The sequence below is a fragment of the Leclercia barmai genome, from assembly GCF_049312895.1.
Taxonomy (GTDB): domain Bacteria; phylum Pseudomonadota; class Gammaproteobacteria; order Enterobacterales; family Enterobacteriaceae; genus Enterobacter; species Enterobacter barmai.
This window is the reverse complement of sequence record NZ_JBMNWZ010000003.1, coordinates 134,584-158,990: the sequence shown is the minus strand read 5'-3', so window position 1 is coordinate 158,990 and position 24,407 is coordinate 134,584. Positions and strand designations below refer to the sequence as shown.

Here is a 24,407-nt window from a genome sequence, read left to right as displayed (position 1 = left end):
GTTAAATCAAGTACATCATAATGAACTACGGTACGGCAGAATCGGTGAGCGCAGCATCTGCTGAGTACCCAGACCATAGTTGGAACTCAGGCCACGCAGCTCGATGTTAAAGCCGATGACGTTATCGTACTCGCTCTGACCTTTGTCAGGATCCCAGCCGTTCAGCTTACGCTCGTAACCGACGCGGATCGCGTAACAGCAGGAGTTATACTGCAGACCCAGCATCTGATCCGCCGACTTACTCTGATTGGTGTCAAAGTAGTACGCGCCGACGATTGACCAGCGATCGGCAATAGGCCAGCTTGCCGTGCCACCCACTTGCGAAATGCCCTCTTTGTACTGTTCGGCCGTCGAGAAGTTAGGTAACGTTGCCTGGATATACTCCGGGCTGGCGTAACGGTAGCTCAGCTGCACCATACGGTCTTCATCACGGCGATACTCAACGGTGGCACTGCTGGTGGCAATGTTATCCAGACGCGTATCGTACTGCAGGCCGCCACGCAGCCCCCAGCGATCCGTCATGCGCCAGTAGGTATCACCCGCCCAGACCAGGGAGCCGGTTTTGTCGTTTTTCTCCCAGTTGATGTTGTCATCGCCAGTACGCGATTCGGTGAAATAGTAGATTTGACCAATGGAAGCATTAAAACGTTCAACCGCAGCATCATCAAATACGCGGGTTGTGACACCGGTAGTCACCTGGTTAGCCGAAGCAATGCGGTCCAGACCACCGTAAGTACGGTCGCGGAACAGGCCGCTATAGTCGGATTGCAGCAGAGAAGAGTCGTAGTTATTGATGTTGCTCTGATCGCGATACGGCACGTACAGGTACTGCGCGCGCGGCTCCAGCGTCTGGGTGTAACCCTCGCTCCAGTTCATGTCGCGCTCGAAGATGAGCTTTCCGTCCATCTTGAACTGCGGCAGCGTACGGTTAACGGACTCTTCCAGATGGGTACCGTTATTGGCGTTGTACGTCTCCAGATTATCCTGCTGATAGTGGGTCGCCATCAGCTTCACTTCGGTATCCAGGCTCGCCCAGTCGTTTGACACCGGCAGGTTAATGGTCGGCTCAAGGTGAATACGCGTCGCTTCCGGCATATCGGAGTTGGTGTTCACGAAATGCACGGCCTGGCCGTAGATGCGGGTATCAAACGGACCGACGTCGTTCTGGTACCAGTTGACGTCCAGCTGCGGTTCCGCACCGTAGGTGCTGGCGTTCTGGCTGCTGAACACCTGGAACTGACGGGTCGATACGGTGGCGTCAAAGTTTTTGACCGCGTAGCCTGCGCTGAAGATCTGCGTGGCGTAGCCGTCGGTACTTGAACCGTATTTCGAGGTGAAATCGTTGAAATAATAAGGATCGCTGACTTTGGTATAGTTAACGTTGAAGCGCCATACCTGATCCATTACCCCGGCGTGCTGCCAGTAGTACAGCCAGCGGTGTTTATCGCCTTCTGTTGGATGCTCGTCCTGGAAGACCTTATCCGATGGCAGATAGTCCAGCTCCATCAGACCTTCACCCGCTTGCGTCAGATAGCGGAACTCGTTTTCCCACATGATGTTGCCGCGCTTGTGGATATAGTGCGGCGTGATCGTGGCGTCCATGTTGGGCGCGATGTTCCAGTAGTACGGCAGATAGAACTCAAAATAGTTTGAGGTGCTGTACTTGGCGTTGGGGATCAGGAAACCTGAGCGACGTTTATCGCCCACGGGTAACTGCAGATACGGGCTGTAGAAGACCGGTACCGGGCCGAGCTTAAAGCGGGCGTTCCAGATCTCCGCCACCTGCTCTTCGCGGTCGTGGATCACTTCGCTACCGACCACGCTCCAGGTATCTGAGCCTGGCAGACAGGAGGTAAAGGTCCCGTTCTCAAGAATGGTGTAGCGGTTTTCACCGCGCTGTTTCATCAGGTCGGCTTTACCGCGGCCCTGACGGCCTACCATCTGGTAATCACCTTCCCAGACGTTAGTGTCCTTGGTATTCAGGTTTGACCAGGCTTTCGGACCTTTCAGGATGACCTGATTATCGTCATAGTGCACATTACCCAGCGCATCCACCGTTCGTACCGGTTCGGCCGCGCCTTCTGGCTGTTTCTGGTGCAACTGAACTTCATCGGCCTGCAGGCGGCTGTTGCCCTGGTTAATATCTACATTCCCGCTAAACACGGCGTCGTCAGGATAGTTCCCTTTCGCGTTGTCAGCGGTGATGGTAACCGGTAGCGTGTTCGTATCACCCTGAACCAGCGGGCGATCATAGCTGGGAATACCCAACATACATTGCGAGGCGAGATCGGCTGCCAGACCCTGTTGACTATACAGAGCCGTAGCTATCATCGTGGCCAGGAGGGTGGGGATACGTTTTTTCATACGTTTTATTTATTGTTCCGTCATCAGTGGCTTATCGCTGGCAAACGGTCAGAGACTATCTTACTCATCATCACAGTGCCAGCGTTAATCCTGCCCGTAAACAAGCCATGGTGATAGGCTCGTTATTGAATGACGAGTATGATAATGCAAATTATAGGCGATGTCCTTCACTTGACCGTGGCCAGGCCACCGGAATGATGGCGTTGCGCTGGTTTAAATACATCACCATTTGGGGAGTATATGCAGTATTGGGGAAAAATTATCGGCGTGGCGTTCGCTTTACTGATGGGCGCGGGCTTCTGGGGTATCGTTCTGGGGCTGCTTATCGGCCATATGTTTGATAAAGCACGAAGTCGTAAGATGGCCTGGTTCGCCAACCAGCGTGAACGCCAGGCGCTTTTTTTTGCGACGACGTTCGAGGTTATGGGCCATCTGACCAAATCGAAAGGGCGGGTGACCGAGGCCGACATCCACATCGCCAGCCAGTTTATGGATCGCATGAACCTGCACGGCGACTCCCGGGCGGCGGCGCAACACGCATTTCGTATCGGCAAGGCGGACAACTATCCCTTGCGCGAAAAAATGCGTCAGTTCCGCAGTATCTGCTTCGGGCGCTTCGACTTAATTCGGATGTTTCTGGAGATTCAAATCCAGGCAGCGTTTGCCGACGGTTCGCTCCACCCGAACGAACGTGAGGTGCTGTATGTCATCGCCGAAGAGCTGGGCATCTCCCGAACCCAGTTCGATCAGTTCCTGCGCATGATGCAGGGCGGGGCGCAGTTTGGCGGCGGCTATCAGCAACAGCAGGCGGGCGGTGGCGGCTGGCAGCAGGCGCAGCGCGGACCAACCCTGGAAGATGCCTGTAACGTGCTGGGCGTGAAGCCGACCGATGAGCCAACGACCATCAAGCGCGCCTACCGCAAGCTGATGAGCGAGCATCACCCGGATAAGCTGGTGGCGAAAGGGTTACCGCCAGAGATGATGGAGATGGCGAAGCAAAAAGCGCAGGAAATTCAGAAAGCCTACGAGCTCATTAAAGAGCAGAAGGGTTTTAAATAAGAGGATATGCCCGGCAAGCGTCGTGCCGCCGGGCAAGTCGTCAGAAATCCGCCGGTGCCTTAAAGGTCATCGGCGTGCCATATTCCGGATGGGTGATGGTGAGCATCTCAGCGTGCAGCTGCAGGCGCGGCGCCATGGCCAGGGCTTCTGGCGTGGCATAAAAGCGATCCCCCAGAATTGGATGACCCAGCGCCAGCATATGCACGCGCAGCTGGTGCGAGCGACCGGTAATGGGTTTTAACAGCACGCGGGCGCTGTTGTCCGCCGCGTACTCCAGCACTTCATACTCGGTTTGCGCCGCCTTGCCGGTCTCGTAGCAGACCTTCTGCTTCGGGCGATTAGGCCAGTCGCAGATGAGCGGCAGATCAACCAGCCCTTCAGACGGCTGTGGATGTCCCCAGACGCGCGCAAGGTACTGCTTCTTCGGCTCGCGCTCACGAAACTGACGCTTCAGCTCGCGCTCTGCCGCCTTGGTCAGCGCCACCAGAATCACACCGCTGGTCGCCATGTCCAGACGGTGGACGGACTCTGCCTGCGGATAATCGCGCTGCACGCGCGTCATCACGCTGTCTTTGTGCTCATCCAGCCTGCCCGGCACGGACAACAAGCCGCTCGGCTTGTTGACCACCATAATGTGCTCATCCTGATACAGAATGACCAGCCACGGATCCTGCGGCGGATTGTAGGGTTCCATCAACATGTTTCGCTCCGCTTACTGATGCGTCACAACGATAAGGCGTAGCGCATCCAGACGCCATCCCGCCTGCTCGAGGCTCTCAAGCACCTGCTGGCGATTGGTTTCAATCGCCGCCAGTTCATCGTCACGAATATTCGGATTCACCGCACGCAGGGCCTCCAGACGCGACAGCTCCGCCGACAGTTTTTCATCCGCTTCGCTACGCGCTGCGTCAATGAGGGCACGCGCCGCTTTCTCGATCTGAGGTTCACCCTGCTGGAGAATGGTATACACGTCCTGCTGCACCGCGTTTACCAGCTTGCTGCCGGTATGGCGATTCACCGCGCTCAGCTGACGGTTAAAGCTTTCAAACTCGACCTGCGCCGCCAGGTTGGTTCCGTTCTTATCCAGCAGCAGACGTACTGGCGTTGCCGGCAGGAAGCGGTTGAGCTGTAGCTGTTTCGGCGCCTGGGCTTCAACCACGTAGATCAGCTCCAGCAGCAGGGTGCCGACCGGCAGCGCCTTGTTCTTCAGCAGCGAAATGGTGCTGCTGCCGGTGTCGCCGGAGAGGATCAGATCCAGACCGTTGCGGATCAGCGGATGCTCCCAGGTAATGAACTGCGCGTCTTCGCGGGAAAGCGCCACGTCACGCTCGAAGGTGATGGTGCAGCCATCTTCCGGCAGGCCCGGGAAGTCCGGCACCAGCATATGGTCGGACGGGGTCAGCACAATCAGGTTCTCGCCGCGATCGTCCTGGTTGATACCGACGATATCAAACAGGTTCATGGCGAAGCTGATCAGGCTGGTATCGTCATCCTGCTCTTCAATGCTCTCGGCCAGCGCCTGGGCCTTTTCGCCGCCGTTGGAGTGGATCTCCAGCAGACGGTCGCGGCCCTGTTCCAGCTGCGCTTTCAGGGCGTCATGCTGTTCACGGCAGGTTTTGATCAGATCGTCGAAGCCGTCGGTGTTTTCCGGTGAGGCCAGATAGCCTGTCAGCTCGCTGTGCACGCTGTCGTAAATGGTACGGCCGGTCGGGCAGGTATGTTCAAACGCATCCAGTCCTTCGTGGAACCAGCGCACCAGCACGGACTGGGCGGTTTTTTCCAGATACGGGACGTGGATCTGAATGTCGTGCGCCTGACCGATACGATCCAGACGGCCGATACGCTGCTCCAGCAGATCCGGGTTGAACGGTAAATCGAACATCACCAGACGGCTGGCGAACTGGAAGTTACGCCCTTCGGAACCGATTTCGGAGCAGAGCAGCACCTGCGCGCCGCTGTCCTCTTCGGAGAACCATGCCGCCGCGCGGTCGCGTTCGATAATGGACATGCCTTCATGGAACACCGCCGCGCGAATACCTTCCCGCTCGCGCAGAACCTGCTCCAGCTGCAGCGCGGTGGTGGCTTTGGCGCAGATAACCAGCACCTTCTGGGAACGGTTGGCGGTCAGATAGCCCATCAGCCACTCAACGCGCGGGTCGAAGTTCCACCAGGTGCCGCTGTCGCCTTCAAATTCCTGATAAATCTGTTCCGGATAGAGCATATCCCGGGCGCGCTCTTCCGCCGTTTTGCGTGCGCCCATGATGCCGGAGACCTTGATGGCCGTCTGGTACTGGGTTGGCAGCGGCAGACGGATGGTGTGCAGCTCGCGTTTCGGGAAGCCTTTAACCCCGTTACGGGTGTTACGGAACAGGACGCGGCTGGTGCCGTGGCGGTCCATCAGCATGGAGACCAGCTCCTGGCGAGCGGCGTCGGCGCCGTCACGATCGCTGTTGGCGGCCTGCAGTAACGGCTCGATATCCTGTTCACCAATCAGATCGCTCAGGGTGTTGAGCTCTTCGTTGGAGAGGTGTTTGCCTGCCAGCAGCAGGGCAACGGCGTCCGCCACCGGGCGGTAATTTTTCTGCTCTTCGACAAAGAGGTCAAAGTCATGGAAACGGTTTGGATCCAGCAGGCGCAGACGCGCAAAGTGGCTCTCCAGACCCAGCTGTTCCGGGGTTGCGGTCAACAGCAGCACGCCAGGCACGCGCTCGGCCAGCTGTTCAATCGCCATATATTCGCGGCTTGGGGCATCGACGCTCCACACCAGATGGTGCGCTTCATCGACCACCATGATGTCCCATTCGGCATCGCACAGGTGCTCAAGACGCTGCTTGCTGCGGCGCACGAAGTCCAGGGAGCAGATCACCAGCTGTTCGGTTTCGAACGGGTTATCGGCATCGTGCTGGGCTTCGGCGTAGCGCTCGTCGTCAAACAGGGAAAAACGCAGGTTGAAGCGACGCAGCATCTCCACCAGCCACTGGTGCTGCAGGGTTTCTGGCACCACAATCAGCACGCGCTCGGCCGCGCCGGAGAGCAGCTGTTGATGCAAAATCATGCCCGCTTCGATGGTTTTACCTAAGCCGACCTCATCCGCCAGCAGGACGCGCGGCGCATGGCGACGGCCCACGTCATGAGCGATGTTTAGCTGATGGGGGATCAGGCTGGTGCGCTGGCCGCGCAGGCCGCTCCAGGGCATACGGTACTGCTCGCTCTGGAACTTACGCGCGCGGTAGCGCAGCGAGAAGCGATCCATGCGGTCAATCTGACCGGCGAACAGGCGATCCTGAGGCTTGCTGAACACCAGCTTGCTGTCGAGCAGCACTTCGCGCAGCATGACATCGGTCTCGTCGGTATCAAGACGGGTACCAATATAGGCGAGCAGTCCATTCTCTTCTTTTACGTCTTCAATCTTCAGCTGCCAGCCTTCATGGCTGGTAACGGTGTCGCCCGGGTTGAACATCACGCGGGTCACAGGGGAATCATTGCGCGCATACAGACGGTTTTCACCGGTGGCGGGGAAAAGGAGAGTCACCATACGCGCATCCAGCGCCACGACAGTTCCTAACCCAAGTTCGCTTTCTGTGTCGCTGATCCAGCGTTGACCAAGTGTAAAAGGCATATTTGTTCGGCTCTAATCTTTAATTGCAGGCAATAGTTCAACCACCGTCGGGAAATGACGGTAATCGAATAATGGGTCCGGGAATGGAAAGGGCGCTATGGTACTGGATGGCAGCGATTTCGTCACCTGTCAAAATAGCCCCAACTGACCTGTCATCAGTGTAGCAAAGTCGTCGTCCATGAACGGTAAAATTCCCTCCGCGACGGGCTGTAGCTGGCGCGTAAGGTAGTGGTCATAGTCAAGGGGCGAACGCTGATAATCCACCGGTTCCGGGCCACTGGTGGTCCAGACGTACTTGATGGTGCCGCGGTTCTGATACTGCGGCGCGCGCCCGAGGCGGACGTTCTCTTCATCGGCAAGCCGGGCGGCGCGGACGTGGGGCGGGACGTTGCGCTGATACTCCGCAAGCGGGCGGCGCAGGCGCTTGCGGTAGACCAGCTGCGCATCCAGTTCGCCCGCCATCAGGCTGGCGATGGTTTCGCGCACAAACTCCTGATAGGGCTCGCGACGGAAGATTTTCAGATAAAGCTCCTGCTGGAAGCGCTGCGCCAGCGGGGTCCAGTCGGTACGCACGGTTTCCAGCCCTTTGAACACCATCCGCTGCTTTTCCCCCTCCTGGATAAGCCCGGCGTAGCGTTTCTTGCTGCCCTGATCGGTTCCCCGGATGGTGGGCATTAAAAAGCGGCAGAAGTGGGTCTCATATTCCAGCTCCAGGGCGCTGGTCAGGCCCGCGTTCTGCAGTTGGGTTCGCCACCAGCTGTTAACGTACTCCACCAGCGACTGGCCGATGGCGGCAGCCTCCGCTTCGCTTTTCGCGCCCTTCAGCCAGACGAAGGTGGAGTCGGTGTCGCCATAAATCACGTCATAGCCCTGGGACTCCACCAGCACTTTGGTCTGGCGCATGATCTCGTGGCCGCGCATGGTAATCGATGAGGCCAGGCGCGGATCGAAGAAGCGGCAGGCGCTGGTGCCAAGCACGCCGTAAAAGGCGTTCATGATGATCTTCAGGGCCTGGGAGAGCGGCTTATTGCCGTGGCGTTTGGCCTCTTCGCGCCCGTACCAGATCTGGCTGACGATCTCCGGCAGGCAGTGTTTTTCCCGGGAGAAGCGCGCCCCGAGGAATCCTTCGGTGCTGTGCTGCTCATCCGGTTGTGCGAGGCCTTCCACCAGCCCGACCGGATCGATAAGAAAGGTGCGAATGATCGACGGATAAAGGCTTTTATAATCCAGCACCAGCACCGAGTCGTACAGGCCGGGGCGGGAGTCCATCACGTAGCCGCCGGGGCTGGCCTGGGGCGGCACGTCACCGAGATTCGGGGCCACATAGCCCGCCCGGTGCATGCGCGGAAAGTAGAGATGGCTGAAGGCGGCCACCGAGCCGCCGTGCCGGTCGACCGCCAGGCCATTGACCGTGGCGCGCTCCAGCAGAAACGGCATGATCTCGGTTTTGTGGAAAATGCGCGTGACCAGCTCGCAGTCTTTCAGGTTATAGGTGGCCAGAGCGGGTTTATCTTCCGCGAACCGGCGGTCAATTTCGTCCATCCTGTCCCACGGGTTGTCGATGGATTTGCCCTCGCCGAGCAGCTCCTGCGACACCGACTCCAGCGAAAATGACGAGAAGCTCCAGAACGCCGATTTCAGCGCCTCGATGCCGTCGATAATCAAGCGCCCGTTAGCCTGGGCAAAGAAGACGCCGTTTTTAAACCCGTGCTCGCGCCACTCCAGCTCGCTGTTGCCGCGCCCGAGCAGGAGAGGAATGCGGTAGCGTTCGGCGTGTTTTTGTAGAACCCGCAAATCAAACTGCACCACGTTCCAGCCGATGATGACGTCCGGATCGTGCTGCGCAAACCAGGCGTTAAGTTTCTCGATCAGGTGCGGGCGGCTGTTGACGTACTCCAGCTGAAAATCGAGCCCGGAGGCGTCCCCATTCGCCGGGCCCAGCATATAGACAACCCGCTGGCCGCAGCCTTCAATGCCGATGCAGTAGAGCTCGCCGTGGCGGGTGGTTTCAATATCCACCGACGCCCATTTCAGGGGCGGGCGATAGTGTGGGTTGGGCTTGAGACGGGCATCGATCAGCCGACTGCCCTGGGGCGTACCGTCCACCCACACCGGGGCGGTGATAAAGCGCTCCATCAGAAAGCGCTCCGGGGGACGAACATCGGCTTCGTACAGGGTCACGCCCGCCTCGCGGAGCAGCTTTTCATAGCGCATCAGCTGGCGATGGGCGCGGCAGTAGAGGCCGTACACCGGACGGCGGTGGAAATCTTTCAATTCAAGCGGGGTCAGCCGCCAGCCGTTTTCACCCTGCAGCAGCTGGCGGGCTTTTTCGACGTCAGGCTCAGGAATAAACGCGACGGACTCCTGGGCAGGCAGGGTGACGTTCAGCGGACCGTTATCGGTCGCCAGCCAGAATTCAACTTCGGTACCCTGGGGCGTATCCCGCCAGTGCCGGGTGAGTAAAAAGCCTTGTTGCGCCTGCGCCACGCCGTTCTCTCATAAAACAAAACCAGGCCTGATTATAGCCTGGTTGCGGGTGGTGTGCTGAGGTTTTATACAGTGGTGCATTTGCCGGATGGCGCTGCGCTTATCCGGCCTACGGGACCAGTAGGCCCGGTAAGCGTAGCGCCACCGGGCGGTTTTACTGCCCGTAATACGCCTTCGCGCCGTGCTTGCGCAGATAATGTTTATCCAGCAGGGTTTGCTGCATATCCGGCAACTGCGGCGCCAGCTGACGGCAGAAGATGCCCATATAGGCCACCTCTTCCAGCACAATGGCGTTATGCACTGCGTCTTCGGCGTTTTTACCCCAGGCAAACGGGCCGTGAGAGTGAACCAGCACCCCCGGCATCTGCGCGGCGTCGATTCCCTGTTTCTCAAAGGTTTCGACAATCACGTTACCGGTTTCCCACTCATACTCGCCATTGATCTCGGCATCGGTCATCTTGCGGGTGCAGGGGATGGTGCCATAGAAGTAGTCGGCGTGGGTGGTACCGGTCGCCGGGATTGGCTGCCCTGCCTGCGCCCAGATGGTGGCATGACGGGAGTGGGTGTGAACAATGCCGCCAATCGACGGGAAAGCCTGATAGAGCAGGCGATGGGTTGGCGTATCGGAGGAGGGCTTTTTCTTCCCTTCCACCACTTCGCCGGTGGCGAGACTGACCACTACCATGTCGTCGGCGGTCATCACCCGGTAGTCGACGCCGGACGGTTTAATCACGAACACGCCTGCTTCGCGGTCGACGGCACTGACGTTGCCCCAGGTCAGGGTAACGAGGTTATGTTCCGGCAGGGCCAGGTTAGCTTCAAGCACCTGACGTTTGAGATCTTCCAGCATGTATCCTCCAGGAAAAAAGGCCCGCCCTGCGGCAGGCCAAAGGTTCCCCTGTTAACGTTTTGAACCGTAGTAGACTTCGTTCCAGCGCAGCGCATCTTTAAAGGCCGGCAGACGGGTGTCGTTATCAATGACCGTCAGTTCGATGTCGTGCAGCTCCGCGAACTGACGCATGTCGTTGAGATCCAGCGCATGGCTGAAGACGGTGTGGTGCGCGCCGCCCGCCACGATCCAGGCTTCGGACGCGGTCGCCAGATCCGGCTGGGCTTTCCACAGGGCGTTGGCGACCGGCAGTTTCGGCAGGGAGTGCGGGGTTTCAACGGCGTCAACGCAGTTCACCAGCAGGCGGAAACGATCCCCCAGATCGATCAGGCTGGCGTTGATGGCCGGGCCGGTACGGGTGTTGAAGATCAGACGCGCCGGATCGGCTTTGCCACCGATGCCAAGATGCTGCACGTCAAGGATCGGTTTTTCATCCACGGCGATCGACGGGCAGACTTCCAGCATGTGCGAGCCCAGCACCAGATCGTTGCCGTTCTCGAAGTGGTAGGTGTAATCCTCCATAAAGGAGGTGCCGCCCTGCAGACCGGTCGACATCACTTTCATGATGCGTAGCAGAGCGGCAGTTTTCCAGTCGCCTTCACCGGCAAAGCCGTAGCCCTGCTGCATCAGACGTTGTACCGCCAGGCCCGGCAGCTGCTTGAGGCCGTGCAGATCTTCGAAGGTGGTGGTGAACGCATGGAAGCCGCCCTGTTCCAGGAAGCGCTTCATACCCAGCTCAATACGGGCCGCATCCAGCACGTTCTGGCGCTTATCCCCGTTAACCTGTGCCGCCGCCGTCAGGCGATAGCTACTTTCGTACTCATCCACCAGCGCATTAACGTCGCCGTCGCTGATTTCATTGACCACCTGCACCAGATCGCCCACCGCCCAGGTGTTGACGGAAAAACCAAACTTAATCTGCGCGGCCACTTTATCGCCGTCGGTCACCGCCACTTCGCGCATGTTGTCGCCGAAGCGCACCACTTTCAGCTGACGGGTATCCTGTTTCGATACTGCCTGGCGCATCCAGGAACCGATTCGCTGATGAGCCTGTTTGTCCTGCCAGTGGCCGGTTACCACCGCGTGCTGTTGGCGCATACGCGCCCCGATGAAGCCGAACTCACGGCCGCCGTGTGCGGTCTGGTTCAGGTTCATAAAGTCCATGTCGATGCTGTCCCACGGCAGCGCCGCGTTGAACTGGGTATGGAACTGCAGCAGCGGTTTGTTGAGGATGGAAAGACCGTTGATCCACATCTTGGCCGGGGAGAAGGTGTGCAGCCACACCACCAGGCCCGCGCATTTATCATCGTAGTTGGCGTCGCGGCAGATGTGGGTGATTTCATCCGGGGAGGTCCCCAGCGGTTTAAGCACCAGCTTGCACGGCAGTTTTGCTTCCGCATTCAGGGCATTGACCACATGTTCTGCATGCTGTGTTACCTGGCGCAGGGCTTCCGGCCCGTAAAGATGCTGGCTACCAATCACAAACCACACTTCATAATTATTAAAAATCGTCATTATCGTGTCCTTAATGTGTCAGGGTTGCCGTGGATTCCGGGATGCTCTTAACCGGGGCGGCGACAGGGAGATAGTGCTGCTCAGCGCTCTTCGCCCACTGCTGGTAGCGCTGATAAAGCTGTTCAAAACGTTGCGCCTGCTGCGCGCGCGGCTGCAGGGTGCTTTCCACCTTGCTCGCCATATGCTGCTGGGCCGTCGGGATATCGGCGTGCACGCCTGCCGCCACTGCGGCGAAGATCGCCGCGCCCAGGGCACAGCACTGATCCGAGGCGACAATCTGCAGCGGACGGTTCAGCACGTCGCAGCAGGCCTGCATAATCACCGGGTTTTTACGGGCGATACCGCCCAGGGCCATCACTTCGTTAACGGCGATCCCCTGCTCGGTGAAGCACTCCATAATGGCGCGCGCGCCGAAAGCGGTGGCTGCCACCAGCCCGCCAAACAGCGCCGGGGCGTCGGTGGCGAGGTTGAGATCGGTAATCACCCCCTTCAGGCGCTGGTTAGCATTCGGCGTACGGCGGCCGTTAAACCAGTCCAGAACCACCGGGAGATGATCAAGGGAAGGATTTTTCGCCCAGGCTTCAGTCAGCTGCGGCAGCAGCTGTTTTTTGCTCTCGGCAATCTGGGTTTTCAGTTCCGGATGCGCAGCCGCCAGCCGATCCAGCGGCCAGCCCAGCACGCGGCCAAACCAGGCGTAGATGTCGCCGAAGGCGGACTGACCCGCTTCCAGGCCGATAAAATCAGGCACCACGCTGCCGTCCACCTGGCCGCAGATACCTTTCACGGCGCGATCGCCGACGCTGGCTTTATCCGCCGTCAGGATGTCGCAGGTAGAGGTGCCGATCACTTTCACCAGCGTGTTGGGCTGAGCCCCCGCGCCAACCGCGCCCATGTGGCAGTCGAAGGCGCCGCCGGAGATGGCAACGGTCTGCGGCAGACCCAGACGTTCCGCCCACTCGGCGCACAGCGTGCCGACCGGAATATCGGCGGTCCAGGTATCGGTAAACAGGGGGTAGTCGAGGTTCTGGTTGATGATCGGGTCGAGTTCGTCAAAGAAGGCGGCAGGCGGCAGGCCACCCCAGCTCTCATGCCAGAGGGATTTATGCCCGGCGCTGCAGCGACCGCGACGGATATCCTGCGGGCGGGTGGTACCGGAGAGCAGGGCCGGAACCCAGTCGCACAGCTCAATCCATGACACAGCCGCTTGCGCCACCTGCGGATCCTGACGGGTAACGTGCAGGATTTTCGCCCAGAACCACTCGCTGGAGTAAATGCCGCCAATGTAGCGGGAGTAGTCGTTTTTGCCGGGCTGATGGCACAAACGGGTGATGGCTTCGGCTTCTTCTACCGCGGTATGGTCTTTCCACAGCACGAACATGGCGTTCGGGTTATCGGCGAACGCCGGCTGCAGCGCCAGGACGTGGCCGTCGGCGTCAATCGGTGCCGGGGTTGAACCGGTACTGTCCACGCCAATCCCGACGATCTGAGCGCGCTGCGCTTCACTTAACTCTGCCAGCACGGTTTTGATCGCCGCTTCCATCGACTCGATATAGTCACGCGGGTGATGGCGGAACTGATTGTTCGGCGCATCGCAATAGCGCCCCTCCTGCCAGCGCGGATACCACTCGACGCTGGTCGCTATCTCCTGACCCGTTGTGCACTCCACTGCCAGGGCGCGTACTGAGTCACTGCCAAAATCGAGGCCAATCGCAATTGCCATGGTGTTGCTCCATCAAAAAACAGATATGAATGAACATTAGAGAGTGAGGGGAAAAATCGTCAGGCAGGATCCGCTAATCTTATGGATGATTTTGCTGTGACATGAGAAAGTGTGACGCCGTGCAAATAATCAATGTGGACATTTCTGCCGTGGTTATAGACACTTTTGTTACCGCCGACCCGCCCGATGTTACGGATAAATCGCAACGGAAGCGTGATGATGGCGGACCTAAAAACGGGCTGATGCCTTTTGGATCTTTGAGCGCCCCGTTTTTATGCCGCTTTTGATGATATGGACAAATGGTTTCCTTCAGGACTGCCAGGAGTACTGAAAATATGGCTGAAACGCAAAGTGATCCCCTGCTGCCGGGCTACTCGTTTAACGCGCATCTGGTTGCAGGACTGACGCCCATTGAGGCGGAAGGCTATCTCGATTTTTACGTTGACCGACCGCTGGGGATGAAGGGCTATATCCTCAACCTGACCGTGCGCGGAGAGGGGGTCATCAAGAATGGCGAGCAAACCTTTGTCTGCCGTCCGGGGGATATTTTGCTCTTTCCGCCGGGTGAAATTCACCACTACGGCCGTCATCCCGATGCCCGGGAGTGGTATCACCAGTGGGTCTACTTTCGCCCCCGCGCCTACTGGCAGGAGTGGCTGGCTTGGCCGTCGATGTTTGCCCATACCGGCTTCTACCGTCCGGACGAAGCGCATCAGCCGCAGTTTCGTGAACTGTTCGCCCAGATCATTGAGGCCGGACAGGCCGGGGGGCGCTATGCCGAGCTGCTGGCCATCAATCTGCTGGAACAGCTCCTGCTGCGCCGGATGGAGGCGATCAACGAATCGCTGAACCCACCGCTGGATCACCGGGTGCGCGAAGCCTGTCAGTACATTAGCGATCATCTGGCGGACAGCCAGTTCGATATCGCCAGCGTCGCCCAGCATGTTTGCCTGTCGCCGTCGCGGCTGTCGCACCTGTTCCGGCAGCAACTGGGGGTGAGCGTGCTGAGCTGGCGCGAAGATCAGCGCATCAGCCAGGCTAAGCTGCTGCTCAGCACCACCCGCATGCCGATTGCCACCGTCGGGCGCAACGTGGGCTTTGAGGATCAGCTCTACTTTTCCCGGGTCTTTAAAAAATGCACCGGGGCCAGCCCGAGCGAATTCCGCGCGGGGTGTGAATAAAAGGTAAATAAAACTAAACAAGATCACTCGATCCTGCTCACACCCGGTAAACTATTCAGACAATTGTTGTCTTGACGCAGCAGGCCTCTGTTCGCAGAATCCCTGCTTCGTCACCTGACCGGAACTGTTATGCAGGCATTGCTGGAACATTTTATTACTCAGTCCGTTACCTATTCGCTCATCGCCGTGGCGTTAGTGGCCTTTCTGGAATCCCTGGCGCTGGTCGGACTGATCCTGCCCGGCACGGTGCTGATGGCCGGGCTCGGCGCGCTGATTGGCAGCGGCGAGGTTAACTTCTGGCAGGCGTGGCTGGCGGGGATCGTCGGTTGCCTGCTGGGGGACTGGATCTCATTCTGGCTGGGCTGGCGCTTCAAAAAGCCGCTGCACCGCTGGTCATTCATGAAGAAAAACAAAGCGCTGCTCGATAAAACCGAGCATGCCCTGCATCAACACAGCATGTTTACCATTCTGGTGGGCCGCTTTGTGGGCCCGACGCGTCCGCTGGTGCCAATGGTGGCGGGGATGCTGGATCTGCCGGTCGCCAAGTTTATCGTGCCGAACCTGATTGGCTGCCTGTTGTGGCCGCCGTTTTACTTCCTGCCGGGCATTCTGGCCGGGGCAGCGATTGATATTCCTGCCGATGTTCAGAGCGGGGGCTTTAAATGGCTGTTGCTGGCAACCGCGCTGCTGCTGTGGCTGGCGGCCTGGCTCTGCTGGCGGCTGTGGCGCAGCGGAAAGGCGGCGTCGGATCGCCTGAGCGATTACCTGCCGCGTGGACGCCTGTTCTGGCTTGCGCCCGTCACCCTGGGTGTTGCGGTGGCCGCGCTGGTGATGCTGGTTCGCCACCCGCTGATGCCGGTCTACGGCGAGATCTTATTGAAGGTGGTCAGCCGCTGACCCTTGTCAGTGGATCCCCAGCAGGCGCGACGCGCTCGCTTTCCCACTTGCCAGCTGTTCCGTATCGCCATCCCAGGCGATACGGCCATCGGCAATCACCACCGACCGTCGGGCGATCCTGACCGCATCTTCCACGCTGTGCGACACCATCAACATCGTCAGCTGCTGGCGCTCGCACACCTCTTTGACCAGCAACAGCATCTCCTGACGTAACGCGGGATCGAGGGCCGAAAAGGGCTCATCCAGCAGCAGGATGGGCTGTTCGCGCACCAGACAGCGCGCAAGGGCCACACGCTGGCGCTGTCCACCCGAGAGCTCGCCCGGCAGGCGTTCCAGCAGATCGTCTATCCCCATCTGAAGCGCAATGTCGCTTAGCTTCTGCTGCTGGGCAGCGTTCAGCTTCAGGCCCGGATGCATGCCGAGGCCAATGTTCTGACGCACGGTCAGATGAGTGAAAAGATTGTTTTCCTGGAACAGCATCGACACAGGGCGCTGTGACGGCGGCGTGCGGGTATGGTCATGGCCGTTAATCGTGATGCTGCCGTTGGCCGGTTGCAGAAAACCGGCGATCAGGTTGAGGAGCGTGCTTTTCCCCGCGCCGCTGGGGCCGAGCACGGCGATAAGTTCGCCCTGGCCCACGGACAGGGTAAAGCGCATCGGCAGGTGCTGATAAAGCCAGGTTACATCAGTCAGTTTTAACATCACGCCCCGGAAGTTTTTCAATTACGGTAAATAACGCAAAGCATAGCAAGAGCAGCAGCAGCGCCGTGACGGCACCGTCCTGGCTGCGATACGAGCCAATTTGCTGGTAAAGCCAGAACGGCAGGGTGCGGAAATCATCGTTGCCAAACAGGGCCACCACGCCGAAATCACCGATCGACAGCACGCAGGCAAAGGCCAGCGCCTGGGCCAGAGGGCGTTTCAGGGCGCGCAGTTCCACCACCTTCAGCCGCTGCCAGCCGTGCATTCCCAGAGAGTCGCAGAGCAGGGTATAGCGGGCGCTGAGATCGCGCATCGGGTTTTCCAGCACTTTCAGCGCGTAGGGGATCGCCATCAGGGCGTTGGTAAAGATGACTATGCCATCGGCCGATTCAGGCAGGCCGACAGTGCTGTTGAACAGCAGGAAAAAACCGCTCGCCAGCACGATGCCGGGCATCGCCAGGATCAGCATGCCGCTGAGATCCAGCGCCTGTCCAGCTACGAACGCCTGGCGGGCATACAGCTCCCGGCTGGTCCACAGCAGCATCATGGTCAGCAGCACGCAGAGCAGCCCGGCACCCAGCGCAATGCGCAGTGAGGTGCCCAGCGCCTGCCAGAGCACCGGCTGTTGCAGCACCGACAGCAGGTTGAGATTCAGACCGTCGGCCACCACCGCCAGCAGCGGCGGGATCAGCAGCAGTAGCGCCAGGGCGATCAGCAGGCCATCGGTCAGACGGCTACGCAGGTTGTCCTGCGGATCGCGCCAGCCCGCGAGCTGGTTACTGCCGACGGGGATGGCTTTTCCCAGCCGCTGGCTCAGCATCACCAGCCCCAGACAGCAGACCATCTGCACGATGGCAAGCAGTGCCGCGCGGCCCGGATCGTAGTCGTAGCTCAGGGCCTGATAGATAGCGAGCTCGATGGTTGTGGCCTGCGGGCCGCCGCCGAGCGAGAGCACGGTGGCGAAGCTGGCAAAGCAGAGCATGAAGATCAGCGCCGCAACCGGCGGGATCTGACGGCGTAGCCAGGGCCACTCAACGAAGCGGAAAAATGACCAGCCGCGCATTCCGAGCTGGGCCGCAAGCTGGCGCTGCTCGCCGGGGATATTCTCCAGCGCCTGCAGCAGCAGACGCGTGGCCATCGGCATGTTGAAAAAGACGTGCGCCAGCAGGATCCCCTGCAGGCCATAGGGCGAGAAGGTCCACTCAAGTCCGAGCGCCTGGCACAGGGCGGCCAGCCAGCCCTGACGTCCGTAGACGCTGAGAATGCCAAATATCGCTACCAGCACTGGCAGGATCAGGGTCATGGCGCACAGGCGCAGCAGCGCCTGCCTGCCCGGAAACCGTCGCCGGTAGAGGGCGCGGGCAAGAAATATGGCGGGGGTAACCGAGAGCAGGGCGGAGAGAAACGCCTGCCAGAAAGAGAAGCGGATAACGTGCCACAGATAGCTGTCGTGCAGCAGCGCCGCGACGTCGGTGGCTGGCGCGTTAAACCACAGCGCCAGAAAGGCCCCCAGGGCGACGGCCACCATCAGGATGGCGGCCAGCAGCCCCGGAAGTAACCAGCCGGCGATTAGCGGCTGACGGCGCGTTGCCATTCACTGACCCAGGCTGCACGTTTCCCGGCCACTTCCTGTGGGGTAAATTCCAGGGTGGTTTGCGGTTTCACCAGGGTGTCAAAACCGGCCGGTAACGTCACGTTGGTCACCGGGTACATCCAGTTGCCGGTCGGGATGGCGTTCTGGAACGACGGAGAGACCATAAATTTCAGGAACTTCTCAGCCAGTTCCGGCTGTTTGCTGGCAGCGGTACGGGCGGCAACTTCCACCTGCAGATAGTGGCCTTCGGCAAAGTCCGCGGCGGCGTAGTTCTCTTTTTTCTCCGAAATAATGTGGTACGCCGGAGAGGTGGTGTAGCTCAGCACCAGGTCGCTCTCGCCTTTCAGGAACAGACCGTAGGCTTCGCTCCAGCCTTTGGTCACGGTGACAGTTTTAGCGGCCAGCTTCTGCCAGGCTTCCGGCGTCTTGTCGCCGTACACTTTTTGCATCCACAGCAGCAGACCCAGTCCCGGGGTGCTGGTGCGCGGATCTTCGTAGATCACACGCCATTTTTTATCGCTCTCGACCAGCTCTTTCAGGCTTTTCGGTGGGTTTTTCAGCTTGTTTTTGTCATAGACAAAGGCGAAGTAGCCGTAATCGAAAGGCACAAAGGTGTCGTTTTTCCAGCCGCCAGGGACGTTAACCGCATCGGTCGGCACGCCGCTTTTGGCGAACAGGCCGGTTTGTGTCGCTGCTTCCAGCAGGTTGTTATCCAGACCCAGCACCACGTCGGCTTTGCTGTTTTTACCTTCCATACGCAGGCGGTTGAGCAGCGAGACGCCATCCTCCAGCGCCACAAACTTCAGCTCGCACTTGCAGTCGGCTTCAAAGGCTTTTTTAACCGCCGGGCCAGGGCCCCAGTCGGCAGCGAAAGAGTCGTAGGTGTAGACCGTCAGTACAGGACTGGCAACGGCAGGCAGCGCAACCAGCGCCAGCAGGGGAAGAACAGTTTTGAACACTTTGCACCTCATCGTTTGAGAGTGGCAAAGGATTTTGAGCGACAGCCTCAAATCCCTTCGCCGGCGTTATCCGGATCAGGTTCGACGGGTATTTTCTCAGCACACGCTTTCGCGCAGCACCCCGTTGAGAACGGCGGTATTGTAATGATTTGGTGAATATTACGAAAGTGTTATGGTTCCGGCGGCGCAAACCACGCCGATTTAAAGTCAAACCAGCCCAGCGTATTCATGCGTAAGCCGCGCATACTGCGCTGCCCCTGGATCATCAGCCAGTGGTGGATCAGCGGGACGATCGCCTGCTGGGCCAGCAGCTGCTGGCACCAGACCGCAAGATTCATCTCCCCGGCGCGCCACTGGGCGGCGTCCTGCTGCCAGTCCCGCGCGATGCAGTTTTGCAGAAGCGGTACCTCATACAGATGGGAGAACAGCGAGAAATCCAGCGGCAGGGTGAAGTTGACGCTGTTGAGCCAGATGTCGCTTACGATCTCTCCGCGATGCCACTCCTCGTAGCTGACCTCCTGAATGTTGAGCGTCACCTGCTCGGCCGCCAGCAGTTCGCTCATCATTCTGGCGATCACCCGATGTTCAATATGTTCGCGGTAGAAGGTCAGGGTGATGCTCTCCAGCCCGGCCGGTTTATCGCCGCGTCCCGGGCGGGCGTGATGCCAGCGCGGCAGCAGGCCATACGCCGGGAACCAGTAGGACTGGTACATCTCTTCGGCCTGATAGATAAGGTTGGCTGGCGAAAGGATCCGGCTTATCCACTGGCGCACCTCGCCGCTGGCACCGCGATGGGAGCGGGCATCGAACAGCAGATAGTAGCACCCCTCTTCGAGGCGGCTCTCTACCGCCTTTTCTCCCTCTGTTGGCCCTTCGAGGGTCAGGCCGACGCTCAGCTCTTCGTTGAGATCCGGCAACACCCAGACGTTCACTTCGTCAATCAAGGCCCGGTAGCCAAAGTAATCCTCGAAGGCGCGGATCTTCAGCTGATTATTGTTGTTGCGGGAAACGGCGTAAGGCCCGGTCCCCACCGGATGGGCGGCAAAGTTGGGCATGGTTTCCCACTCGCGTGGCAGGAGCATCGAGGGTACATACCCCAGCAGCCACGGCAGCCAGCGGTCGGGCTGAGAGAGCTGGATGTCCAGAGTCCAGGCGGTGGGGGACTGGATCCGACTGATGTGCGAGTAAAGAGGCAATTCGCGGGCGCGCTGCAACGTGGCGATGACGTCGGCCATCTCCAGCTCGCGTCCATGATGGAAATGGATGCCGGGCCGTAAAAAAAATCGCCAGTGCAGCGGGGAAAGCTGCTGCCAGTGGTGAGCAATGTCGGCTTCCAGTTCCCCATTTTCCTCATTTATGCGCGTCAGGCCGCTAAAAATCTGCCGCGCCATGTGGGTTTCAGATCGCCGTAATGCGCTGCCCGGCAACAGATTTTTCATCGGACGATAGTAGAGCACGCGCAGGATGTGTTTGCCCTGGCGGAAGCTGCGTCCGAGGTGGGATACCAGCATCTGGCGCACCGCGGCTTTATCGCCCACCAGCTGCACCAGCTGTTCGATGCGATCCTGCTCGAGCAGGTCTTCCGCCCGCTGCTGCTGGAGCGCGAGGCCGGTGTAGAGGAAGGTGAGGCGCGAACGCTTGCCGCGCCCGGCTTCGGCTTCCCAGCTCAGCCATCCCTGCTGCTGCATGGTGTTAAGCAGGGTCCGCATATGGCGACGCGAACAGCTGAGCAGATCGGCCAGCTCGCTGAGCGTGGTGTCCCGGGTCTGGCCGTCACAGCACTGCCACAGGCGGATGAATTGTTGTTGCAGACGACCAGAAGGCATAAAAGGGGAACTCCTGACAAAAAATCAGCAATTTATTAATCCCTATATTAAGCCAATAATTCACTTCGATGAAGCGAGGAGGTGAATATGAAGAGGTCTGCCACAAATCAGTTTTACCAACAGTACTTCTCAGCGACAAAGGGAGTGTCCTGGCTGGCCCGCCGGTGTGCAGAGCAGCGGCTGAAAATACTGGAAGATCTGATGCAGTGGGAGGTGACAACGTCGACCTCGGAACGCTGAATTGCTTCGATCATGTGTGACTGAGTATTGGTGCCAATCACCACGCCAGCAGGTATTATCTGCTGGCTTTTTTCGTTTTCACGTGCGCTAAAGGGAACAGTGAATGCTCTGGTTAATGACGATGGGACGCCGTCTCAACGGTGTTTATGCCGCTTTTTTAATGGTGGCTTTTATGATGGGCGTAGCCGGGGCACTGCAGGCGCCGACCCTGAGTCTGTTCCTGAGCCGCGAGGTGGGCGCTCAACCTTTCTGGGTGGGGCTGTTCTATACCGTCAACGCCGTCGCCGGGATCCTGGTCAGCCTCTGGTTGGCGAAGCGTTCCGACAGCCAGGGCGATCGCCGCAAGCTAATCCTCTTTTGCTGCGCGATGGCGATTGGCAACGCGCTGCTGTTTGCCTTTAACCGTCATTATCTGACCTTATTAACCTGCGGCGTGCTGCTGGCCTCACTTGCCAACACCGCCATGCCGCAGCTGTTTGCCCTGGCGCGGGAATATGCCGACAGCTCCGCGCGTGAAGTGGTGATGTTCAGCTCGGTGATGCGTGCCCAGCTTTCGCTGGCGTGGGTTATCGGCCCGCCGCTAGCGTTTATGCTGGCGCTTAACTACGGCTTTACCGCCATGTTCTCCATTGCGGCGGCCATTTTTGCCATCAGCCTGGGGCTGATTGCCTTCGCGCTGCCTTCCGTTGCGCGGGTGGAATCGGCGACCGCCGTGCCGGTGACCGAGGTCAGCGGCTGGAAAAACAAAAATGTCCGCAGGCTCTTTATCGCCTCCACGCTGATGTGGACCTGCAACACCATGTATATCATCGACATGCCGCTGTGGATCAGCAGCGATCTGGGCCTGCCTGACAAGCTGGCCGGGATCTTAATGGGCACCGCCGCCGGGCTGGAAATCCCGGCGATGATCCTTGCAGGCTACTACGTGAAATATTTCGGCAAGCGCCGGATGATGGTGGTTGCGGTGGCGGCGGGTGTGCTGTTTTATCTGGGATTGATCCTGTTTCACAGCCGTGAAGCGCTGCTCGCCCTGCAGCTGTTTAACGCGGTCTTTATCGGCATCATCGCCGGGATCGGCATGCTCTGGTTCCAGGATTTGATGCCGGGACGTGCGGGCTCTGCCACGACGTTATTTACCAATAGCATTTCAACCGGCGTGATTCTGGCGGGGATCGTCCAGGGGGCGCTGGCGCAAAGCTACGGTCATTCTGCGGTTTACTTGGCTATTGCGGGGATTTCGCTGGTGACGCTGGTGCTCACCTGGCGGGTTAAAGATGTCTGAATAAAAAAGAGTCCATTGCTCGTGCAATGGACTCTTTATCGTGCGGGTTAAATCTTTAGCTCATAAAGGCTGGCTGTTTATTCTCGTAGGCGGAAATCGCCTCTTCGTGCTGCAGGGTCAGCCCGATGCTGTCCAGACCGTTGATCATGCAGTGGCGGCGGAAGGCGTCGATGTTAAAGCTGTAGGTTTTCTCCCCGGCTTTGACCACCTGCGCTTCCAGATCCACTTCGAAGGTGATGCCCGGGTTGCTTTGCACTAATGTAAACAGCTCATCGACATGCTCGTCGCTTAAGGTGACCGGCAGGAGCTGGTTGTTGAAGCTGTTGCCGTAGAAGATGTCGGCAAAGCTCGGCGCAATCACCACTTTGAAACCGTAATCGGTCAGCGCCCACGGTGCATGCTCGCGCGATGAACCGCAGCCAAAGTTTTCCCGCGCCAGCAGGATCGACGCCCCTTTAAATGCCGGGAAGTTCAGCACGAACTCCGGATTTGGCACTTCGCCTTTGTCATCCAGAAAACGCCAGTCGTTAAACAGGTGGGCACCAAAACCGGTGCGGGTCACCTTCTGCAAAAACTGCTTCGGAATGATGGCGTCGGTATCGACGTTAGCCGCGTCCAGAGGGACCACCAGGCCAGTATGTTGGGTAAATTTCTCTGCCATGATGGTCTCCTTATTTCAGGCTGCGAATATCAGCGAAATGGCCGGTCACTGCGGCGGCCGCGGCCATCGCCGGGCTAACCAGATGTGTGCGCCCACCGCGCCCCTGACGACCTTCAAAGTTACGGTTGCTGGTGGAGGCGCAGCGCTCGCCCGGATTCAGGCGGTCGTTGTTCATGGCCAGACACATGGAGCAACCCGGCAGACGCCACTCGAAGCCTGCTTCGATGAAAATCTTGTCCAGGCCTTCGGCTTCTGCCTGCGCTTTTACCGGGCCGGAGCCAGGAACCACCAGCGCCTGTACGCCCGGTGCCACTTTACGGCCTTTTGCCACTTCTGCCGCCGCGCGCAGATCTTCAATGCGCGAGTTGGTGCAGGAGCCAATAAACACTTTATCAATGTTCACGTCGGTCAACGGCACGCCCGGTTTCAGACCCATATAGGCCAGCGCTTTCTCTGCGCTGGCGCGCTCAACCGGATCGGCGAACGAGGCCGGATCGGGAATGTTGTCGTTAACGGAGATGACCTGGCCCGGGTTAGTGCCCCAGGTGACCTGAGGCGCAATCGCTTCGGCCTGCAGGGTGACAACGGTGTCGAACACCGCGCCTTCGTCGGTTTTCAGGGTTTTCCAGTAGGCGACCGCGTCGTCGTAATGCTGGCCTTTAGGGGCATGCAGACGATCTTTCACATAGGCGAAAGTGGTCTCATCCGGCGCAACCAGACCGGCTTTCGCACCCATTTCAATGGCCATGTTGCACAGGGTCATACGACCTTCCATGCTCAGGGCCTGAATTGCGCTGCCGCAGAACTCCACCACATGCCCGGTACCGCCTGCGCTACCGGTTTTACCGATGATCGCCAGCACGATGTCTTTGGCGGTGATGCCCGGGGCAGCCTCGCCGGTAACTTCAATTTTCATGGTCTTCGCGCGGCCCTGTTTCAGGGTCTGAGTCGCCAGCACATGTTCTACTTCTGAGGTGCCGATACCGAACGCCAGGGCGCCGAACGCGCCGTGGGTCGCGGTATGGGAGTCGCCGCAGACGATGGTCATCCCTGGCAGGGTGATGCCCTGCTCAGGACCCATCACGTGGACAATCCCCTGATACGGGTGATTCAGGTCGTACAGCTCAACGCCGAACTCTTTGCAGTTCTTAATCAGCTCCTGCATCTGAATTCGCGCCATCTCACCGGAGGCGTTGATGTCTTTAGTCTGCGTCGAGACGTTATGGTCCATCGTCGCAAAGGTTTTACCAGGCTGACGCACCGGGCGATGGTGCGCGCGCAGGCCATCAAACGCCTGCGGGGACGTCACTTCATGCACCAGGTGGCGGTCGATATAGAGCAGCGGGGTTTCGTTCGGCGCTTCGAAGACCACGTGCGCATCAAACAATTTTTCGTACAACGTCTTCGCCATG

At 59.0% G+C, this 24,407-nt stretch carries 18 protein-coding genes and 1 riboswitch; of the genes, 5 read left to right on the top strand and 13 right to left on the bottom strand.

Annotated features, from left to right (window positions below; all coding sequences use genetic code 11):
- Nucleotides 1-15: 15 nt before the first annotated feature.
- Complete coding sequence (gene lptD, locus ACOYA6_RS13395; RefSeq protein ID WP_138370417.1) at nt 16-2,364, bottom strand: LPS assembly protein LptD; 2,349 nt, start codon at nt 2,362-2,364, stop codon at nt 16-18.
- A gap of 240 nt (nt 2,365-2,604) precedes the next feature.
- Here lptD and djlA point away from each other — a divergent pair, with 240 nt between their 5' ends.
- Entirely contained in the window at nt 2,605-3,423 is an 819-nt protein-coding gene (gene djlA / locus ACOYA6_RS13390) for a co-chaperone DjlA (protein WP_039030404.1), read from the top strand.
- Between the two features lie 40 nt (nt 3,424-3,463).
- Here djlA and rluA read toward each other — a convergent pair whose 3' ends face one another.
- The 6 genes from rluA to araB all read right to left on the bottom strand — a co-directional run bounded on the left by rluA (nt 3,464) and on the right by araB (nt 13,653).
- Nucleotides 3,464-4,123, bottom strand: a complete 660-nt coding sequence (rluA, locus tag ACOYA6_RS13385; RefSeq protein WP_422654829.1) for a bifunctional tRNA pseudouridine(32) synthase/23S rRNA pseudouridine(746) synthase RluA — start codon at nt 4,121-4,123, stop codon at nt 3,464-3,466.
- A 12-nt stretch (nt 4,124-4,135) separates the two neighbouring features.
- Nucleotides 4,136-7,042: an RNA polymerase-associated protein RapA gene (gene rapA / locus ACOYA6_RS13380; protein ID WP_039030402.1), complete on the bottom strand. Its 2,907-nt coding sequence runs from the start codon at nt 7,040-7,042 to the stop codon at nt 4,136-4,138.
- 129 nt (nt 7,043-7,171) lie between these two features.
- Nucleotides 7,172-9,529 (bottom strand): DNA polymerase II, encoded by a 2,358-nt coding sequence (polB, locus tag ACOYA6_RS13375; RefSeq protein WP_422654828.1) that lies wholly within the window; start codon nt 9,527-9,529, stop codon nt 7,172-7,174.
- A 154-nt stretch (nt 9,530-9,683) separates the two neighbouring features.
- Nucleotides 9,684-10,379 (bottom strand): L-ribulose-5-phosphate 4-epimerase, encoded by a 696-nt coding sequence (gene araD / locus ACOYA6_RS13370; RefSeq protein ID WP_138370419.1) that lies wholly within the window; start codon nt 10,377-10,379, stop codon nt 9,684-9,686.
- Between the two features lie 51 nt (nt 10,380-10,430).
- Nucleotides 10,431-11,933, bottom strand: coding sequence for an L-arabinose isomerase (gene araA / locus ACOYA6_RS13365; RefSeq protein ID WP_039030399.1), 1,503 nt, complete (start codon nt 11,931-11,933; stop codon nt 10,431-10,433).
- 10 nt (nt 11,934-11,943) lie between these two features.
- Nucleotides 11,944-13,653, bottom strand: a complete 1,710-nt coding sequence (gene araB / locus ACOYA6_RS13360) for a ribulokinase (RefSeq protein WP_039030398.1) — start codon at nt 13,651-13,653, stop codon at nt 11,944-11,946.
- 335 nt (nt 13,654-13,988) lie between these two features.
- Between araB and araC the strand changes: the two genes are divergently transcribed.
- Nucleotides 13,989-14,834, top strand: coding sequence for an arabinose operon transcriptional regulator AraC (gene araC / locus ACOYA6_RS13355; protein WP_039030397.1), 846 nt, complete (start codon nt 13,989-13,991; stop codon nt 14,832-14,834).
- A 129-nt stretch (nt 14,835-14,963) separates the two neighbouring features.
- The gene (locus ACOYA6_RS13350) at nt 14,964-15,731 is read left to right on the top strand and encodes a DedA family protein (protein WP_422654827.1); all 768 of its coding nucleotides are present in this window, start codon (nt 14,964-14,966) and stop codon (nt 15,729-15,731) included.
- Nucleotides 15,732-15,737: 6 nt separating this feature from the next.
- Here ACOYA6_RS13350 and thiQ read toward each other — a convergent pair whose 3' ends face one another.
- The 4 genes from thiQ to sgrR all read right to left on the bottom strand — a co-directional run bounded on the left by thiQ (nt 15,738) and on the right by sgrR (nt 20,812).
- Complete coding sequence (thiQ, locus tag ACOYA6_RS13345; RefSeq protein ID WP_039030395.1) at nt 15,738-16,433, bottom strand: thiamine ABC transporter ATP-binding protein ThiQ; 696 nt, start codon at nt 16,431-16,433, stop codon at nt 15,738-15,740.
- The gene (thiP, locus tag ACOYA6_RS13340) at nt 16,417-18,027 is read right to left on the bottom strand and encodes a thiamine/thiamine pyrophosphate ABC transporter permease ThiP (protein ID WP_422654826.1); all 1,611 of its coding nucleotides are present in this window, start codon (nt 18,025-18,027) and stop codon (nt 16,417-16,419) included. The genes thiQ and thiP overlap by 17 nt, the downstream gene beginning before the upstream one ends.
- Nucleotides 18,003-18,986: a thiamine ABC transporter substrate binding subunit gene (thiB, locus tag ACOYA6_RS13335; protein ID WP_138370423.1), complete on the bottom strand. Its 984-nt coding sequence runs from the start codon at nt 18,984-18,986 to the stop codon at nt 18,003-18,005. Before thiB ends, thiP begins: the two co-directional genes overlap by 25 nt.
- Nucleotides 18,987-19,020: 34 nt before the next feature.
- A riboswitch (TPP riboswitch) is annotated at nt 19,021-19,120 on the bottom strand.
- A 36-nt stretch (nt 19,121-19,156) separates the two neighbouring features.
- The gene (gene sgrR, locus ACOYA6_RS13330) at nt 19,157-20,812 is read right to left on the bottom strand and encodes an HTH-type transcriptional regulator SgrR (RefSeq protein ID WP_422654825.1); all 1,656 of its coding nucleotides are present in this window, start codon (nt 20,810-20,812) and stop codon (nt 19,157-19,159) included.
- Nucleotides 20,813-20,899: 87 nt separating this feature from the next.
- On the opposite strand from sgrR, the gene sgrT reads away from it, so the two are divergent.
- The gene (gene sgrT, locus ACOYA6_RS13325; protein ID WP_072036676.1) at nt 20,900-21,052 is read left to right on the top strand and encodes a glucose uptake inhibitor SgrT; all 153 of its coding nucleotides are present in this window, start codon (nt 20,900-20,902) and stop codon (nt 21,050-21,052) included.
- A gap of 103 nt (nt 21,053-21,155) precedes the next feature.
- Complete coding sequence (locus tag ACOYA6_RS13320; RefSeq protein WP_039030391.1) at nt 21,156-22,334, top strand: sugar efflux transporter; 1,179 nt, start codon at nt 21,156-21,158, stop codon at nt 22,332-22,334.
- A 55-nt stretch (nt 22,335-22,389) separates the two neighbouring features.
- On the opposite strand, the gene leuD is transcribed toward ACOYA6_RS13320, so the two are convergent.
- On the bottom strand, nt 22,390-22,995 hold the full coding sequence (gene leuD / locus ACOYA6_RS13315; RefSeq protein WP_422654824.1) for a 3-isopropylmalate dehydratase small subunit: 606 nt from the start codon (nt 22,993-22,995) through the stop codon (nt 22,390-22,392).
- Between the two features lie 10 nt (nt 22,996-23,005).
- Nucleotides 23,006-24,406 (bottom strand): 3-isopropylmalate dehydratase large subunit, encoded by a 1,401-nt coding sequence (gene leuC / locus ACOYA6_RS13310; RefSeq protein WP_039030389.1) that lies wholly within the window; start codon nt 24,404-24,406, stop codon nt 23,006-23,008.
- Nucleotide 24,407: the final 1 nt, after the last annotated feature.